13 protein-coding genes are annotated in these 17,649 nt (G+C 46.7%); 6 read left to right on the top strand and 7 right to left on the bottom strand.

What is annotated here, in order from left to right:
- Positions 1-554 precede the first annotated feature (554 nt).
- The 4 genes from NG796_RS19630 to lysS all read left to right on the top strand — a co-directional run bounded on the left by NG796_RS19630 (position 555) and on the right by lysS (position 6,249).
- Positions 555-1,595, top strand: a complete 1,041-nt coding sequence (locus tag NG796_RS19630; protein ID WP_261208597.1) for a PstS family phosphate ABC transporter substrate-binding protein — start codon at positions 555-557, stop codon at positions 1,593-1,595.
- A 106-nt stretch (positions 1,596-1,701) separates the two neighbouring features.
- Positions 1,702-3,630 (top strand): phosphate ABC transporter permease PstA, encoded by a 1,929-nt coding sequence (gene pstA, locus NG796_RS19625; RefSeq protein WP_261208596.1) that lies wholly within the window; start codon positions 1,702-1,704, stop codon positions 3,628-3,630.
- 34 nt (positions 3,631-3,664) lie between these two features.
- Positions 3,665-4,465, top strand: coding sequence for a phosphate ABC transporter ATP-binding protein (locus NG796_RS19620; RefSeq protein WP_261208595.1), 801 nt, complete (start codon positions 3,665-3,667; stop codon positions 4,463-4,465).
- Positions 4,466-4,653: 188 nt separating this feature from the next.
- Positions 4,654-6,249 carry a lysine--tRNA ligase gene (gene lysS / locus NG796_RS19615; protein ID WP_261208594.1) on the top strand — a complete coding sequence of 532 codons (1,596 nt, stop codon included), beginning with the start codon at positions 4,654-4,656 and terminating at the stop codon, positions 6,247-6,249.
- A 63-nt stretch (positions 6,250-6,312) separates the two neighbouring features.
- On the opposite strand, the gene NG796_RS19610 is transcribed toward lysS, so the two are convergent.
- Positions 6,313-7,269, bottom strand: coding sequence for a 3'(2'),5'-bisphosphate nucleotidase (locus NG796_RS19610; RefSeq protein ID WP_261208592.1), 957 nt, complete (start codon positions 7,267-7,269; stop codon positions 6,313-6,315).
- A gap of 82 nt (positions 7,270-7,351) precedes the next feature.
- Positions 7,352-9,067 carry a zinc metalloprotease HtpX gene (locus tag NG796_RS19605; RefSeq protein ID WP_261208590.1) on the bottom strand — a complete coding sequence of 572 codons (1,716 nt, stop codon included), beginning with the start codon at positions 9,065-9,067 and terminating at the stop codon, positions 7,352-7,354.
- A gap of 369 nt (positions 9,068-9,436) precedes the next feature.
- Between NG796_RS19605 and NG796_RS19600 the strand changes: the two genes are divergently transcribed.
- Positions 9,437-10,768: a glutamate-5-semialdehyde dehydrogenase gene (locus tag NG796_RS19600; RefSeq protein ID WP_261208584.1), complete on the top strand. Its 1,332-nt coding sequence runs from the start codon at positions 9,437-9,439 to the stop codon at positions 10,766-10,768.
- Positions 10,769-10,899: 131 nt separating this feature from the next.
- On the opposite strand, the gene NG796_RS19595 is transcribed toward NG796_RS19600, so the two are convergent.
- Positions 10,900-11,355 carry a hypothetical protein gene (locus NG796_RS19595; RefSeq protein WP_261208582.1) on the bottom strand — a complete coding sequence of 152 codons (456 nt, stop codon included), beginning with the start codon at positions 11,353-11,355 and terminating at the stop codon, positions 10,900-10,902.
- 381 nt (positions 11,356-11,736) lie between these two features.
- On the opposite strand from NG796_RS19595, the gene NG796_RS19590 reads away from it, so the two are divergent.
- Positions 11,737-12,741: a patatin-like phospholipase family protein gene (locus tag NG796_RS19590; protein ID WP_261208581.1), complete on the top strand. Its 1,005-nt coding sequence runs from the start codon at positions 11,737-11,739 to the stop codon at positions 12,739-12,741.
- Between the two features lie 298 nt (positions 12,742-13,039).
- Here NG796_RS19590 and pstB read toward each other — a convergent pair whose 3' ends face one another.
- The 4 genes from pstB to pstS all read right to left on the bottom strand — a co-directional run bounded on the left by pstB (position 13,040) and on the right by pstS (position 17,432).
- Complete coding sequence (gene pstB / locus NG796_RS19585) at positions 13,040-13,867, bottom strand: phosphate ABC transporter ATP-binding protein PstB (RefSeq protein ID WP_261208580.1); 828 nt, start codon at positions 13,865-13,867, stop codon at positions 13,040-13,042.
- A 346-nt stretch (positions 13,868-14,213) separates the two neighbouring features.
- Entirely contained in the window at positions 14,214-15,053 is an 840-nt protein-coding gene (gene pstA, locus NG796_RS19580) for a phosphate ABC transporter permease PstA (RefSeq protein WP_261208579.1), read from the bottom strand.
- Between the two features lie 117 nt (positions 15,054-15,170).
- Positions 15,171-16,133, bottom strand: coding sequence for a phosphate ABC transporter permease subunit PstC (gene pstC / locus NG796_RS19575; protein WP_261208578.1), 963 nt, complete (start codon positions 16,131-16,133; stop codon positions 15,171-15,173).
- A 120-nt stretch (positions 16,134-16,253) separates the two neighbouring features.
- A complete protein-coding gene (gene pstS / locus NG796_RS19570; protein ID WP_261208577.1) occupies positions 16,254-17,432 on the bottom strand; it encodes a phosphate ABC transporter substrate-binding protein PstS in 1,179 nt (392 codons plus the stop codon).
- Positions 17,433-17,649: the final 217 nt, after the last annotated feature.

Genomic DNA, 17,649 nt, shown 5'->3' with positions numbered 1-17,649 from the left:
ACGATTTCTATCAGATTGCTTCTGTACTACCTGAAACATAGGACTATACCCCTCCCCAATTGAAGGAATTGAACCCTTTCCAATGTAATCATACCATAAATGTGCAACGCCAAATCTGCCGTCGGTTCACTACGCCAAGGGGTGAGGTTAACAGAAGGTGCAACTCCATTGTTGCACTTTTTTAATGCACTCTATAACCACCTTTCAGAAGGCGGGAGGGTAAAGTGCGATCGCTATCCTTGAGTTTTTCCAGAACAAAATTTCTCCCTTTTTTCCCTAGCGGATAACCCACAGCTATAGCGGATAACCCACAGCTATCTCGTTCTCTAGTTCACAACTCCTTTTCCCTCATTTTAACTTCTTTACCTATTCTTTACCCAATGTTTTCTCAAGTTTAACTCAAAAAAACTGTCAAAATTTTTAATTTATATTACAATTTTTAAAAGCATCCCTGTTTTTTAGAAATTGAAAGTTAAATTAACTAAATTAATGAAAATTAAAATAATAAATATAAGATTGAGTTTATTTCTATAATTTAGCTTTAAAAAACCCTTATGATGTATCAATTTCCGGGTAAATATCCGCTCAAATGGACAGCACTGACCCTTTTGATTCTGCTTGGCCTCACTGCTTGTCGGGGGACAGGAACATCAGCTCAAAACCGGGGGGGACGAAATGATATCAATAATTTGAGCGTCGATGGTTCCAGCACGGTTTTCCCCATCTCTGAGGCAATGGCCGAAGAATTTATGAAAGCGAATCCGGGGGTGAGAGTTACCATTGGAATTTCCGGTTCCGGTGGCGGATTTAAGAAATTTTGCCAGGGAGAAATTGATATTTCTAATGCGTCTCGGGCAATTGATGTAAATGAGCGAGAATTGTGCGAAAAAAATGGGATTGAATATATAGAAGTTCCCATTGCCCTTGATGGTATTTCCCTGGTGGTTCATCCGGATAATGACTTTGTTCAATGCCTAACGGTAGAAGAACTAAAGCGAATTTGGGAACCCGCCGCTGAAGGAAAAATCGTCCAATGGAACCAAATTCGTTCGACCTTTCCCAATCGCCCCCTGCGATTGTTTGGTCCGGGTACCGATTCAGGGACTCACGACTATTTTACCGCTGCTTTAGTGGGACAAGAACAACAAAGTCGAGGGGATTATACGGCGAGTGAAGATGATAATATCATCGTCCAAGGCGTGGCTGCTGATACCGAGGGTCTAGGCTTTTTTGGTTATGCTTACTATCAGGAAAATCAAAGTAAGTTAAAATTAGTAGAAATTGATTCTGGGAAAGGGTGTATTGCACCGAGTCCGGATACGATCGCCGATAATAGCTATCAACCGTTTTCTCGTCCGGAATTTATCTATATTAACAAATCCCAGGCCGATCGCCCAGATGTGAAAGCATTTGTAGACTTTCATTTGAATCCAGAACACCAATATTTAATCTCGGAAGTGGGGTATGTTCCCCTGCCTGAATCGGTGATGACGGTAGTTAGAAACCGCTATCAAGAGGGGAAAGTTGGGTCAATTTTTAAGTCCGGTTCAACCGTTGACATCAACCTGCATGAGGCCCTGAACCTGGAAAATTAAAGAAAATTCCGCTAGAATTAACTCCAATCGATAGGGGGTCAACCCTGTGGGATATCCTCAACAGTCTGGCGATCGCATTTTAATCCGATAATATCTCAGGTATTTTATGGAGTTTCATCCCTTAGAACCCCGACTCCCGGAGGGAGAGTCTTGGCAGCGTAATCTACACCGACTCACTTGGATAGAACGGGTTTTACACCTGATTCTCGCAATGATTGCGGGGATTCCGATTTCGATTTCCGTGGCGATCGCCGCTGTGTTTGTCTATGAAACAGTGCTCTTTTTTCAGACGGTTCCCCTCTGGAATTTTTTCAGGGATACTCAGTGGACGCCGCTTTTTCCCAGTCAACATTTCGGCATTTTAGTCTTAGCTAGTGCTACCTTGATGGTGACGGGAATTGCGAGTTTATTTGCCATGCCGATTGGACTGTTAATCGCGATTTATTTAGCAGAATATGCCAGCGATCGCCTGCGGTTAATGGTTAAACCCCTATTAGAAGCATTATCGGGAATTCCGACGGTGGTTTATGGCTATTTTGCCCTCTTAGTGGTGACTCCTCTCTTACAGCAGTTGATTCCAGGACTAGCGAGATTTAATGCCTTAAGCGCAGGGTTAGTCACGGGAGTGGCGATTGTTCCGATTATTTCTTCTCTGAGTGAAGATGCGATTAAAAGTGTTCCCCATTCCCTGAGAGAGGCGGGTTATACCCTAGGATTGACTAAGGGAGAAGTGTTAACTCAAGTTGTTTTACCGATGGCATTTCCCGGCATTATTGCTTCCTTTATGTTAGCCGCTTCTCGCGCCTTGGGAGAAACTATGATTTCAGCGATCGCAGCGGGACAAACGCCTCAATTGACCCTCAATCCGCTGGTTCCAGTTGCAACTATGACCGCTTTTATTATTCAGGTGAGTTTAGGAACCGTTGCGTTTAATTCTTTAGCCTTTCAAACTATTTTCACCGTGGGGATGGTGTTATTTTTAATTACCTTGGGATTGAATAGCTTTGGATATTGGCTAGTTCGTCGCCATCAAACTGCGATGACAGAGGCGATCGTTCCGACAGTTCCTGCCGAGGAAGGGTCTAATTTTTACCCCCTCTATGATGAAGAATTGGCCCTGAGTCCCCCCAGATTGGGGGGGACACAAACCCGGACAATGGCTGAATTTAAAACCCCCTTGGTTCGGCGTCAGGTGTGGGACCGCTGGTTTAGTATTTTGAGTGCGATCGCCATCCCCATTACTCTAGGAATGGTTGCCCTTTTACTCCTCGATGCCTCACGGCGAGGATTGCCCCATTTAACCGGGCAATTCATCACCAGCTTTCCCTCCCGCAACCCTCAAGAAGCCGGAATTTATCCCGCCCTCATGGGGAGTTTATGGCTATTAGGATTAACCGGATTATTTGCATTACCCATTGGCATGGGAACCGCCATTTATCTGGAAGAATATTGTGCCAATACCGCCCTAAATCGGTTTTTAGAAATTAATATTGCCAATCTAGCGGCGGTCCCCTCTATTTTGTATGGGTTATTAGGGTTAGAATTATTTGTGCGCCTCCTAGCCCCGGTGACTGGGGGGCCGAGTTTACTTTCTGCCGCCCTTACCCTCACTGTGATTATTTTACCCATGTTTATTGTTACCACTCGGTCTGCTTTACGGAGTATTCCCGGTGGTTTACATCAAGCAGGTTATGCTATGGGTATGACTCGTGCTCAGGTGTTGTGGCATATCGTGTTACCGGCAGCGTTTCCCGCCACCTTAACCGGGGCACTTTTAGCCTTAACCCGGGCGATCGGAGAAACTGCCCCTTTAATTGCTGTGGGCGCATTATCCTTTGTTTCCTTTGCCCCTCCCTTCTCCTGGCAGGGAGTTTATAGCCGATTTACCGCCTTACCCTTTCAAATTTTCAATTGGATTTTGCGTCCTCAAACTGCCTTTCATAACAATGCGGCTGCCGCTATTTTAGTCTTAGTTGGCATTTTATTAATCCTCAATATTTGCGGTGTTTTGATTCGAGAAAAGTGTAAAACCTAGCCCTCTCTTCCCTCCCCCAACTCTAGTTAAGACTATGAATTTGACATCGGAGTATTTATATCCCCATACCTCATCAATTTTAACCCTTCAAAATTTGTCGGTATTTTTTGATAAAAGCCAAATTTTGGAATCTATCAATTTAGAAATTTATGCCCATAAAATAACGGCTATTATTGGACCTTCAGGCTGCGGAAAAACGACGTTAATCCGGTGTTTTAATCGCTTAAATGAACTTTGCCCTAATTTTAGAAGAATCGGAAATATTTACATGGGCGATCGGGAAATCTCTAAGTTGAATCCCGTAGAACTTCGTAGGCAAATCGGAATGGTCTTTCAAAAACCCAATCCTTTTCCTAAATCTATCTATGACAACATCGCCTTGGGGTTGCGAATTAACGGGTATCAAGGGGATATTGATGAATGTGTTGAATATTCCCTACGGCAAGTCTTCTTATGGGATGAAGTTAAAAATAACCTATATCGCAGTGCCTTAACCTTATCGGGAGGGCAACAACAACGCTTGTGCATCGCCCGAACCTTAGCGCTGAAACCGGATATTATTTTGATGGATGAACCCTGTTCGGCCCTTGATCCAATTTCCACCGCCCGCATTGATGAATTGCTGTATGAACTAAAACATTATTATACGATTGTATTGGTCACCCATAATATGCAGCAAGCCTCTCGCATTTCAGACTTAACCGTTTTTTTTAATATTAAAACCACAGAAACTGGGGAAAAAATCGGCTATTTATCGGAATATGATAAAACCGAAGTCATTTTTCACCATCCCAAACAGCAGGCGACTCAGGAATATGTTAGTCGCCGGTTTTAGTCGAGGTAACCGCAAAGGAGGGATGAGGAACCCGGTTTTTGGCCCTTAGCAGGGCATCCTCCAAGGGAAGGCAGATGACTCGGCGATCGCCTTCGGATTTCACCCCCACCACCAAACCGCCCCAAAATTTCTGGGATTAACGTGTCTTCATGCTAAACTAGGAAGGTTTTCATATTGTAATTTGAGCTATGTTTTGGGCTGACAAAATTGCGGAAAGTGCACAAGGCGAACAAATCGTTAATGATTCAAAAACCCCTTCGGGTCGAGTTCATGTGGGGTCCTTGCGGGGGGTAATCATCCATGATGTCATTTATCGTGCCTTGAAACACGCCGGGAAGCCCGTAAAATTTATGTATGGCGTTGATGATTATGACGCCCTTGATACTGTTCCTAGTTACCTCGATCGCGAGAAATTTGCCCCCTTTTTGGGTTACCCCTTGTGTAACGTCCCCTCTCCCGATGACAAGGCGACGGATTATGCTAAATATTTCATGGGAGAATTCCTAGAAGTCTTTGATTACTTAGGGGTTAAACCGGAAATTTATTACCTGCGAGACTTGTATCGAACTGGACAACTCAACCCCTACATCGATACCTTCTTGCAAAATTCCCATCTAGTTCGGGAAGCTTATAAAGAAGTTAGTAAAGCCGATCGCCCGAGTAACTGGTATCCCTTCCACACTATCTGCGAAAACTGTGGAAAAATTGCCACCACCGTTGTCACCGACTACAACGGTAAAGAAGTCTTTTATACCTGCGAACCCAACGCCACCAACTATGTCAACGGATGCGGACATTCCGGCTGGATTTCCCCCTTTGATGGCAACGGTAAACTCCCCTGGAAAGTTGAATGGGTTGCCAAATGGCAACTTGTAGGTGTTACCATCGAACTCGCTGGAAAAGACCATTCTCAAAAAGGCGGTTCTCGCGATGTTGCTAACGCGATTTGTCGCAAAGTTCTTCACAAAAATCCGCCCTTCCATTCTCCCTACGAGTTTATTTTAGTCAATGGCACAAAAATGAGTTCTTCCAAAGGAGTGGGTTCGGCAGCGAAAGAAATCGCTGAATTGTTGCCACCGGAACTGCTGCGCTTTTTGATGCTGCGAACCCAACCGAAATCGGTGATTAATTTCGCCCCAAATTATGAAACCACCACCCGATTGTTCCGGGATTACGACACCTTAATTGAGAAATATCAAGGAGTTACCCCGGAAAGTGGCGAAGACCCCAAACAGGATAAAGAACTTCAACCGCTGTTTTATTCTCAACTCACCGATGAAGTCAAAACCTATCAACCCTTTGATTTCAGTACCTTAATTTCTCTGCTGCAAGTCCCTCATTTGGATATCAAAGAAGAAATCCAAAAACGCTGCGAACAGCCGCTAACCGATACCGATTGGGAGGTTCTCCATCAGCGGATTGAGTCAGCGCAAAAATGGCTAGATGATTATGCCGATGAAGAAGAAAAACTGGTACTTTATTTTGACGAAATCCCTGCACAAGTCCAAGAATTGACTGATGAACAGGTGACTTATTTGGGTGAGTTAGCCAAGAATTTAGAAGTGGCAGAGAGTTGGGATGGTGAAACCTTGCAAACGATTATCTTCTCGACGAGTAAAGGGTTAGACATGAAGCCGAATAATGCGTTCCCGGCGGTTTATTTGACCTTCATGGGTAAGTCCCGAGGTCCGAAAGCGGGGAATTTACTCTCGTATTTAGATAAAGCGTTTGTATTGGAAAGAATTCGCGGGGCTGTTGCGTTGAAACAAGGGGCGGCAGTGTAGGCGAATATTCCAGGACAAAGTTCGTAGTAGCCACTTCAGAGGTTACTACGAACTGATGAAAATTTATGAATCTTGTAAGGCTTTTAGAACCGTGTCGTGAATGATGCCATTGCTAACGACAATCCCTTGATTGTTGACCATTTTTTTACCCATGCCAAAGGGTAAAGAATTGCCATGCATATCAGTGACACGCCCTCCGGCTTCTTCCACCACGATCGCCCCGGCGGCATGGTCCCAGATATTCTCGCGGTAATCTGGGGTTTTCGGCGAGGGGAGGCGCATATATAATGCTGCTTGTCCTGATGCGACAATTCCATATTTGGCTTGGGAATCCATTCGCAGGGATTCGGCGGTAAATCCAACTGCTTGGGCGATCGCATTTTGCCTGGATTGGTCCCCGTGACTGGCTTCTACACTTTCGACAAACCGCATATTTTCCACATCATCAGCGTCAACGACTCGCAGCGATCGCGCAGTTCCTCCCGAGATTGCCTGCATGGTTGCCCCTTCTCCTCGGACGGCGACAAACAAAGCCCCTTCTTCTCCCGATTCTAACTTGAGGGCAGGACAAGCCATAACGCCGACTTTCACCTCGTTATCCTCAATTAAGGCGATCGCCACGGCATATTGATCCTGCCTCAAAAATCCTTTGGTGCCATCAATCGGGTCTAGGGTCCAAAATCTGCCCCCGACATCTCCATTCCCGCAATCAATCCAATCGGCAACCTGTTCCGGCGTCGCATCCGGGACCAGGGACTGAACATGATGGGTCACTTTCTGGAGTTGTTCGGCATTGCTACGCAAATCCGTCGCATCTTCTTCCCCCACGATCGCATCTTCGGGAAATGCCGCATTCAATGCCTTGCAAATCAACGCTTGAGACCCATAATCTGCAACAGTTACCGGGCTTTTATCGATTTTTTCCATCGCCACCGGAATCTCCTGGCGTACTGCTTGGCAGAGTTTAGCAGCCGCGATCGCCGCATCAATAGCAACTTGTTTTTCCCGTTCGTATGACATCTTAAACCTCTTCAAACAAATAGAGACGCGACGTCGCGTCTCTACAAACTTTAGACTGTAGCTAATCCCAAGTCTAGTCAAATTAAACGATAAACAGTAAAACAATTGCGCCGATGATCATCCCGCCACTCATCAAAAAAGACCAGAAGCGATGATAACTATTCACCTGGGTCTCATTCTGAGTTTCTAACTGGATCAAATCCATCCAAGGGGCGACTCCCCGTCTGAACCAACCCAAGGAATGAACCTGCATTCCAATCAGACTATTCACCTTCTTCATGCCAAACAGAAAATTCCCAATGGGACCAAACCGGGAGGCATAGCGCAGAAATAGCAAGCCACTGGGGTCTTGTAGTTTCAAATCCGACCCAAAAGCATATCCAGCATCTCCCCGTCCAATTAGTTCGCCTTTGAGTTTAGCCGGTTTACCCCGCAAGGGACTGGCGTAGGGGTCCGCCATTAAGGTGAGAATATCGGTTTCTTGGGCGCGATCGAAGTTAGGGAACATGACAAAGGTTTTCAGCAAAACGCCGATTCCTAAGCCGAGTAAAGGATAGCCGAGATAGGCAAAGCCTCCTCCGGGTAGGGGGAAGAAGAACCAGGCGATCGCCCCGGCAAACAATCCAATCATCGGGGCAGTATAGAGGAACAAATCCCCGACAAAACTGCCATATAATTTACTTTTACTCAGGGTCCGGCCTTCTCCCATAATCCGTCCCATGTCGAACTCGATGTCTAATCCCAACTGTTCGGCGTAGGTACTTAAGGCGCGAACCCGCTTGCCGGTTAAGGGGTGAGTTGAGTTCAACTCCATCCACCATCCCCAGGGATTAAACATATCCCAGAGAAACACACGCCCAATTTGGTCAGGTTTGCTGGAAATTCGATAGGTAGTGCCTGTGGAGGTAGCGGCTTTATGGTCGTAGATGCCTAATGCCCGAGTTCCTTCCACTAACCGACTGGGTTCTGTAGCTTTTTGCCCTTCTTCTACTAACCCATAAGCAATTTTAACCAATGCGCGGGAGAGGGCGTTGGGGTTGCCGGTGGATTCTGCCGCAAAGCGATCGGCAAAATATTCCCGAGTTCGCGAGAGGTACAGCAGCAAATAGGTCCCTACTATATAAAAGATATAGGCTACCATCGCTACTTGAGCCGCGATATCCTTAGCTTTTTCTCCACCCCGTCCCATCCGACGGGCAAACACATAAATCAAGTAAGTAATCTGCACCAGGGTCGAGGCAACAGTCATCACCGCAAAGTCCCAATGGACAATGTGACCCAGTTCGTGGGCGTACACCGTGGCGACTTCATCATCATCAAGATAGGTAAATAACCCCTCGCTGACCACTAACCGGGCGCTATTGGGGAGAGACCCATAGGTAAAAGCGGTGGGATTTTGGTCATCGATAATCCCCAAACGCGGTTGTTTCAGCTTTTTATCCGCACAAATCTGGCGGATAATGGCTGCCGACTCGGGACTCTTGCGATTCAGTTCCGTGAGGTCGATCCAGCGGGTCCCGTATAGCCATCGCTGGGTTAAATCCATAATCCAAGGGGATAGGAAAAAGGCGATGATATTAAAGACGAGGGTAGCGGCGATCGCGATTCCTAAGCCCATCCCTGGAGTCTCGCTGTTGAGAATCAGAGAAACCCCTAAACACAATACGAAGACCATCCCAAACATGAGGGTCATGGTCACCATTGAAGCCCAGGCGAGATTGCCTCCGACTCCGGTCATCATCAGCTTAACGCCAGTAGTCCCGCTACGTCCCGCTTTCGGAAAAGAGGATTCAGCCATAAACACTCTCCAGGTCACGAGTACACAATGAACAGGTTCTAAACAGCCAAAGCTTGGTGGTTTTGTCAAGACCCTGGGGAAAGTTTTCCCTGCTTTCTGTCATAACCTATGACCCGTGGTTTTTGGTCTAAAACTCCACAAAAATTAAAGAATTGGCTATAGCATAAAAAAAGTTAAGACCATTGGTTAAACTCAACCGTTCATCACCCTTCGGTTAAATCAGGTCTATTCCAGAAAATGAGGAGTGAGATATCTGGGGTTAATCCATCAGCGTTTTTGGAAGTGCCGATCGCCCAGAAAAATTCTTTTGCCTAGAGTTGGCGTGAAACACTTCAGTCTTAACGGGAAAATATACGGGATAAAATCATCATGACATCCATGCAACTTGCTTCGGAAAATCTAGTAACTATTGCTCAATCTACGGCGATCGCTGCCCGGAAATTGGGGGTACTCTCCACGGAGGCGAAAAATCAGGCGATCGAGGCAGTCGCCCAAGCTTTACAAGCTGCTGCGTCCGAAATTGTTGCGGCTAATGCCAAAGATTGTGAATTAGCCCAAGCGGAAGGCATTTCCAAACCCCTTTACAACCGTCTGAAAATGGACCGGACTAAACTAGAGGCAACGATTGCCGGAGTTCGGGATGTGGGCAAACTCCCGGATCCAGTGGGCGAAATACAACTGCATCGGGAATTAGATGAAGGCTTAATTTTGAAGCGAGTTTCTGCCCCATTAGGAGTGGTTGCCGTGATTTTTGAAGCCCGTCCCGAGGCAGCGATTCAAATTTCTGCCCTGGCGATTAAATCAGGAAATGGAGTCATTTTAAAAGGAGGAAAAGAAGCGAATCATTCTTGTGCAGCCATTGTCAAAGCGATTCGCCAAGGGTTAGCCCAAACGGAGGTTGATCCTGATGTGGTACAGTTATTAACCACGAGAGAAGAAACGTTAACGTTATTGAAATTAGATAATTTTGTAGATTTAATTGTCCCCCGAGGGTCAAATGAATTTGTACGCTTTGTCCAGGACAATACTCGCATCCCGGTCCTGGGTCATGCGGAGGGAATTTGTCATCTTTATGTGGATGCCTCGGCAGACATTGAAAAAGCCATTGCCATTGCCGTGGATTCTAAAACTCAGTATCCAGCGGCTTGCAATGCGATCGAAACCTTGCTGGTTCATGAGGCGATCGCCCCAGAATTTTTACCCCAAGTTGCGGCTGCACTCCAAGGGCGGCAGGTCCAATTACGCTTAGATGAAACCAGCCAAGCTATCCTGAAAAATACTCCCAACTTGCAGGATTGGGAACCGGCAACGGAGGAGGATTGGAAAACCGAATATACGGACTTGATTCTGTCGATTAAGGTAGTCCATTCCTTAGAAGAAGCGATCGCCCATATCAACACTTATGGATCCGGTCATACTGATGCGATCGTCACCGAAAAACAATCCGCAGCCGATACATTTCTCGCCCAAGTTGCCTCTGCCGGAGTTTTCCATAATTGTTCCACCCGCTTTGCTGATGGATTCCGCTACGGTTTCGGGGCTGAAGTGGGAATTAGTACCCAAAAGATGCCGCCCCGAGGTCCCGTTGGACTGGAAGGATTAGTTACTTACAAATATCAATTAGTCGGCAAGGGTCAAATCGTGGCAACCTATTCCGGTCCCGAGGCGAAACCCTTCACCCATCGCAATTTATCTCAATGAGGGGGAGAAAATTGCTCCGTTAGTCTAAGCAGGGGAAAGCCGGTTTTGGATGAACAGTCCCCAAACCAGCTTTCCCCTTTTTCAGGGAATTTCGGCAGTTTCATCCCCTCAATCCCCTGGCGTGAATCCGATTATTTCTTGGCAGCAGCAGGCGCTTTTTGAGGGCTATTATAGTGATAGGTTAAATCATCAACGGTCCAAACTTTATCTCGTTTAACCAGTTTCATTTGGACGGGAACTTCCCGCCCTGTTTTAGAAATTACGGTGACATCCAAACAGTGAACCTCTCCCTCCGTCGTAGGAATGGACATGGTGGTTCGCTGATACTGATTCAGTTTGTGGGTTTTGATGAATTTAGCAAATTGTTGTTTAGAGGTTTTGCTTTTAAAGCGATCGCTGGTGGACTGATAGGCCCCATTGATATCCCCTTGAGCAATTTGGGCAAAAAACGCACCGATCGCCTGGGGTAACCCTTTGGTTTTGGCAAAAATAATGAGGGAAACGCTAATCCAAATGAGGACGATTCCGCCCAGGATTACACCGACTCCGATTCCCACATAAGATAACCAAGGTTGAAAGGATTCCACAGCACACTCCTAAAATGACCACTGAAATAACAAAAAATCAGGTTGTGAAGGGTTCTTCCCAAAAACAGACCCCCACAGAGGATAACCCCTGTCTGGTCTTACCATAAAAAATCCCCTAGAGCAAGGGTTACAGCTTAGGATTCGGGGTTCCAATGCGATCGGGGGGAGGGTCTGCAACTGCGAAAATTCTCCCCAACTTTTAGGGGACCGAATCCGGAAATCTTCCGGATTTCTTCTGCAAAGTTAGTACAGTGACTATTAGGACGAAGGAACAGAATCATCAGCTAAGGAACATGAGACGAGGAAACCCCACCGAGACGGGGTAAAATCTCTTAACCCTTTTACCCCTTATCCCCAATTCAAATATCAGGAGTAGTTACGATGACTTATCGGATACTGAGCATCGATGGTGGCGGAATTCGTGGTGTATTAGCGGCGCGAATGTTACAACGCATTGAAGAACGACTGGAGTTGCCCTTAAGAGAGTATTTTGATTTAATTGCGGGAACTTCCACCGGATCAATGGTGGGTGCTGCGATCGCGATGGGAATTCCCTGCGAGGAAATTGTCCAACTTTACCGGAAAAAGTCTAAAAAAGTCTTTCCCTACAAGAGCCGGTGGACCCTCAAACGATTGCCCTTAGTTTTAAAGTATGGCCCTTCGGCACCGAAGTTCTCGGAAGCCGGACTAATCCGAATGCTCAAAGATTTATTGGGTGAGAAGCGCTTGGGTGATATTAACGCCGCCAAGCTCTTAATTACCAGCTACGATACCATCAGCCGATCGCCCATCATTTTTAAAAGCTGGAAAGACAAATTTGCTAACGTTCCAGTCTGGGAAGCTTGCCTCTGTTCAGCTTCTGCTCCCACCTTCTTTCCCGCACACCGATTAGTTATTGATGGAGAGGTGATGTCGGCGATCGATGGGGGTTTAGCGGCAAATAATCCCACGGCTTGCGCCGTCGCTGAAGCCATCCGCCTGGGTCATCGCTTGGAAGATTTAGAAGTGATTTCCATTGGGACGGGGGCAGCAACTCGGGTGATTCCCTGGGAACAAGCGCGCTCTTGGGGTACTCTGCAATGGATTTGGGGCGGGCGCGTGGTTAAAGTGATGACCGATGCACCTTGCGAGGTTTACCATTATATCACGGATTATGTGATTGGAGATAAATCTCGTTATGCTCGTCTCCAATTTCCCCTCGATCGCCGGTTAATTCATAAACCCTTGAGCGATGATATGGACGATGCCAGCAAGCAGAATATCAACAATTTAGTGGAAGCAGCTGATGCTTACATGAACTTGGTGGAAGTTGTGGAATGTTTGGATATGTGTTTAAGGAAATCTCAACCTCCTCAAATTCATCTTCATGAACGCTCTAAGCGGTAATTTTGTAGGGGCAGGTCATGTACTGCCCCTATTTCGGAGACATTCCACAATTGAGATAGATCCTGATTCGGGATGCAGGGTTAGACATCAAATCCCCCTCCATCAGACCTCCCTATTCAGGGAAAAATAACGATAAAAAACTCCTGACCTTTTTAAAGATGGGTCAAGGAGAGATGGAGCGGTACGAGCTTTTATACTCGAACCCTTACCGGAGGTCGAACTCAGCGATCGCCTGGGGTGGGTAAATCATGAATGATTCAGTCCAAAATCCCCATTTAACGATTCAGAACTCGGCCCTTTAACCGAATCGTCCGCTCACATACTCCAGGGTTGCTTCTTGCCGGGGATTTTGGAAAATATTTTCCGTTTTATCATACTCAACGAGATAGCCAAAGCGCTTCCCATCTTCGGTGGCTTGGGCATTGAAAAACGCCGTATAATCGCAAGACCGTGAGGCTTGCTGCATATTGTGGGTAACGATAACAATGGTGTAGTTTTCTTTGAGTTCCTGCATTAACTCTTCGACTTTCATCGTTGAGATGGGGTCGAGGGAGGCGCAGGGCTCGTCCATGAGAACGATTTCGGGATTAATGGCGATCGCCCGGGCGATACATAACCGTTGCTGTTGACCGCCGGATAAAGATAAACCATTGGATTTTAATTTATCTTTCACTTCATCCCATAAAGCGGCGCGACGCAATGAAGTTTCAACTAATTCATCCAGATCACCTTTATACCGATTGACTCGCGCTCCATAAGCGATATTGTCATAAATAGATTTGGGGAAAGGATTCGGTTTCTGGAACACCATCCCAATCCGCCGCCGGACCTCTACGGGATCAATTTTTTTATCATAGAGGTCTTGGTTGTAGTAGGAACATTTTCCTTGAATCCGGAATCCACTAATCAAATCGTTGAGACGGTTGAAGCAGCGGAGTAAGGTACTTTTCCCACATCCCGATGGTCCAATAAATCCGGTAATTTGTTTTTTCGGGATATTCAAGTTCACCCCTTTGAGGGCCAGTGTTTCTCCGTAATAAACGTTGAGATTTTCCGTTCGCAGAATTGCTTCTGTTTGGGGTTCAGTTTGGTACTGATGATTGGCTATTTGCCGATCGAAAGGCATAAAAATCCACCTTGACTTTTACTAGATATTTCAACTTGAGTGCAGTTGTGTTTCCCACTTTTATGCGATCGAGCGCCAACAGCCTAGGGTTGACAAACTACCGAACCCCAACCGCTCACCTCTTCTAACCAGAGTTGCAGCAGATCGGAAGTAAAATTTTGAGAAGGCCGTGCGATCGCAACGGTCACAACTGCTTGGTTGATCGTTCTACACTGGAAAAAAATTAAACTTCAACAATCCTACTCTCAAGCAGAGCGCTGTATCTTATCATACAGTTTTCTGAAAGTTTAAGATCATTAAGAACTTTAAATTTCGCCGGTGGCATTTTCAACAGAAAGCATTGTTCTTAATAAATGCTTTTCCGAGTGGCCCAGCGAGCCAAAATGCTTGTGAGTAGAACCAACAACACTAAAATCAATGAGGCAGCCCAAGCCAGTTCTTGTTGACTGGCATAGGGAACCGAGGCAAAGTTATAAACCAACACCGCCAAAGAGGGGGCTGGTTCAAACAAGCCTTGGGGCCAGAAAAAGGTAAAGAGAGCCGTGAAAATTAAAGGAGCTGTTTCTCCAGCAGCCCGGGCGATCGCCAGGGTTAATCCTGTGATAATAGCAGGTAAGGCCGCCGGTAAAACCACCCTCAAGACGGTTTGATAGTTGGAGGCTCCCACCCCCACTGACGCCCATCGCACATCAGGGGGAACGATTTGCAGGGCTTCATCGGTGGTTCGCACCACAATCGGTAACATCAGAACCGAGAGGGCCACACCCCCGGCAAGAGCCGAGAACTGTTTGGTCGTTAATACAATGATACCGTAGGCAAAAATTCCGACAATAATCGAAGGAACCCCACTCAGGACATTGGTGGCAAAGCGGATCCACCGGGCGACTTGAATCGAACTAAACTCGGACAAGTAAACCGCCCCAAAGACCCCAATGGGCACGCTAATGGCAGCCGCGATCCCCACCATAATCAGAGTTCCGGCGATCGCATTAGCAATCCCGCCCCCTTCCATCCCCGCAGAAGGCGGCAGTTGAGTAAACAAGTCCAAATTCAGGCGGTTAAACCCTTTAATGGTGACATAAATCATCACCGCAAATAATGGGATCAGGGTGATTACTAAACAAGCACCGGATAACAGGGTCATCACCCAGACAAACAGCGATCGCGGCGTTTTATAGTTCCGCATGAGCTGCTCCCCATGTGGGGTCGCGTTGTAAAAATCGTCGTTGGGATTTGAAAAAGGCTGTGACATATCAGACTGGGTATTGTACCCCTAAACAACTGCGAGGGTAATAGCGAATAACTAAAACTTCTTGACTTTCCGAACAATTAACTCAGCACAAATATTCACCACTAAGGTGAGCAGAAATAGAACCAAACCTGCATACATCAAAGCTGAAACTTGCAAGCCGGAAGCTTCTGCAAACTGATTCGCTAACAGGGAGGCGATCGTATTTGCTGGAGCCAGCAGAGAGAATTTTAGATCGTTAGAATTCCCAATAATCATGGTAACGGCCATCGTTTCTCCCATCGCGCGGCCCAATCCCAACATAATCCCGCCCACAATTCCAGAAAATGCCGCTGGAATTAAAACCCGAATAATTGTTTCCCAGCGTGTCGCCCCTAAACCTAGGGATGCCTGCCGCAATTCTGGGGGGAGAGATGCCAAGGAGTCGCGAGAGATTGCCGTAATAATCGGCAAAATCATAATCGTTAAAATGATCCCGGCGGGCAACATCCCCGGTCCCACTGGACTGGTGGAAAAAATCGGCAAAAAGCCCAAAGTCTTATGCAAAAAAATCCCAATCGGTTGCAAGAAGGGAATTAGGACAAAAATTCCCCATAATCCATAAACCACACTCGGAATGGCGGCTAACAATTCCACCATAAACACCAGAACAGTCTGGACTGATTTGGGGAGAAAATTTTCACTCAAAAAGATCGCCGTCCCCACTCCTAGGGGAACGGCAAACAGTAAACCGAGGGCTGACGAGACCAGGGTCCCATAAATCATCGGCCAGACCCCATACTGATCCCGAACCGCATTCCAGGAACTGGAGGTGAAAAAATTCAAACCAAAGGCTTGCATCGCAGGTATGGCGTCCCTCGCCATCTGGATCGCTATCCAAACCAAAATCCCGGCGATCGCAAATGCAAAAAGGCGCGTGATCCAGAAAAACCCGGTATCCATCACGCGCTCTTGTTCTTGCCGAGGTTGAATCGCTCGGGCCTGGCCCATATCCATACTTTCAGCTGGTTTACTCATTAACTTAAAATAAATTAAGCGCTTTACTCTATCGCTTTTGATTATAGAAAAATAGCAGGCTAGAACGATAGCAAGCAGTCCAATCCGCTTGCTATCTCCTTAAATCCAAAAACCGGACGGCTATTCGCTCACTTCAATGTCATACTCAGCGCTAATCACATCCGCTTTCTCGGCCACTTTCTGCCTGACATTCACCGGAAGCGGAATGTAGCCTAAGTCGGGGGCCAGTTTTTGTCCTTCATTCAGCCCGTACTCAATCACCGCTTCTAAAGCTTGAGCTTTTTGGGGATCGGAATACTGTTGGTAAGCCAGCAGCCAAGTATAACTAACAATCGGATAAGAATCCGGTCCTTCGGGGTCGGCAATGAAAGCCCGTAGATTATCGGGAAGTTCTACCGCTGCTAGGGTTTTACTCGCCGCCTCATCACTTGGAGAAACAAAGTTGCCGGATTTATTTTGTAAAGCGGCCATCGAGATATTGTTGTTTTTGGCGTAGCCATACTCAACATAGCCGATCGCACCTACAGTTTGTTGAATCGAAGCGGTCACGCCTTCGTTCCCTTTTCCGCCAATTCCCGTCGGCCATTCTACGGTTTTCCCTTCACCAACCTGCTCTTTCCACTTTTCACTAATCGCGGAGAGATGTTGGGTAAACACTCCTGTAGTGCCACTTCCATCAGAACGATAAACTACGGCGATCGCTTGATCCGGTAAAGTCACCCCAGGATTCGCTTCCGCGATGCGCGGGTCATTCCATTGGGTAATCTCTCCCAATAAAATATCCACATAAACCTCCCGAGGAAGTTTCAGCCCGCTTTCCACTCCGGGTAAATTATAAGCCAAGACGATGCCACCGGCGGTCATCGGTAGCATTAGAACCTCTTGGTTCATCGCTTTGATCTCTTCATCGGTCATCGCTACGTCGCTGGCCCCAAAATCTACAGTGCCTGACGAAAACTGCTGAACGCCTGCACCGCTACCAACGGATTGATAATTCGTACGAACCTGGGGAGTTTTTTGATTAAATTCCTGAAACCACCGTTGGTAAATCGGCGCGGGAAAAGTCGCGCCCGCACCTGTTAAGTTAACGGTTTGAGTTAAGGCGAGTTTGCCGGTCCCTTCCGAGGCGGTATTGCCCCCTTCAGAGGCTGCATTACCCTCGGGAGAGGCTGTATTGCCTTCGGGAGTTGTGGTGTTGTTCGCAGCGGGTCCCTGGCAAGCCCCGATCCCCAAGGTCAGTGCAAGAACAGACAGGGAAAACGCTATTTGAGCCGGTTTAATGGGATTGGGTAAACGCATGATCGGAATGGGTAGGTTTAAGTTTCGGTGTTTGTGTGACGATAACGATTGCAGAATACCTCTTTAGGGTAAAGATTGGGTTAATAGGCGTTAAAGTCTCTGCCTTAAAGTTTTGCCCCGATCCTTGCAATTCTAGCTCATTACTTTGTCCAAAGGGGTTTGGAAGTTGTAAACGGTAGCCAATTTGACAACAAATTGGATCAATTAATGCATCAGA

The sequence above is a fragment of the Laspinema sp. D2d genome (assembly GCF_025370755.1).
GTDB lineage: Bacteria > Cyanobacteriota > Cyanobacteriia > Cyanobacteriales > Laspinemataceae > Laspinema.
Note: the sequence above shows the minus strand (reverse complement) of the source record. Positions and strands in the feature narration are given on the sequence as shown.

Excerpts from the sequence above, each read along its gene's own strand:
- NG796_RS19620 (WP_261208595.1), top strand. The coding sequence starts at position 3,665 with ATGAATTTGACATCGGAGTATTTATATCCCCATACCTCATCAATTTTA.
- NG796_RS19590 (WP_261208581.1), top strand. The coding sequence starts at position 11,737 with ATGACTTATCGGATACTGAGCATCGATGGTGGCGGAATTCGTGGTGTA.
- pstA (WP_261208579.1), bottom strand. The coding sequence starts at position 15,053 with ATGCGGAACTATAAAACGCCGCGATCGCTGTTTGTCTGGGTGATGACC.
- pstC (WP_261208578.1), bottom strand. The coding sequence starts at position 16,133 with ATGAGTAAACCAGCTGAAAGTATGGATATGGGCCAGGCCCGAGCGATT.
- lysS (WP_261208594.1), top strand. The coding sequence starts at position 4,654 with ATGTTTTGGGCTGACAAAATTGCGGAAAGTGCACAAGGCGAACAAATC.
- NG796_RS19600 (WP_261208584.1), top strand. The coding sequence starts at position 9,437 with ATGACATCCATGCAACTTGCTTCGGAAAATCTAGTAACTATTGCTCAA.
- pstS (WP_261208577.1), bottom strand. The coding sequence starts at position 17,432 with ATGCGTTTACCCAATCCCATTAAACCGGCTCAAATAGCGTTTTCCCTG.
- pstA (WP_261208596.1), top strand. The coding sequence starts at position 1,702 with ATGGAGTTTCATCCCTTAGAACCCCGACTCCCGGAGGGAGAGTCTTGG.
- NG796_RS19605 (WP_261208590.1), bottom strand. The coding sequence starts at position 9,067 with ATGGCTGAATCCTCTTTTCCGAAAGCGGGACGTAGCGGGACTACTGGC.
- NG796_RS19610 (WP_261208592.1), bottom strand. The coding sequence starts at position 7,269 with ATGTCATACGAACGGGAAAAACAAGTTGCTATTGATGCGGCGATCGCG.
- NG796_RS19630 (WP_261208597.1), top strand. The coding sequence starts at position 555 with ATGATGTATCAATTTCCGGGTAAATATCCGCTCAAATGGACAGCACTG.
- pstB (WP_261208580.1), bottom strand. The coding sequence starts at position 13,867 with ATGCCTTTCGATCGGCAAATAGCCAATCATCAGTACCAAACTGAACCC.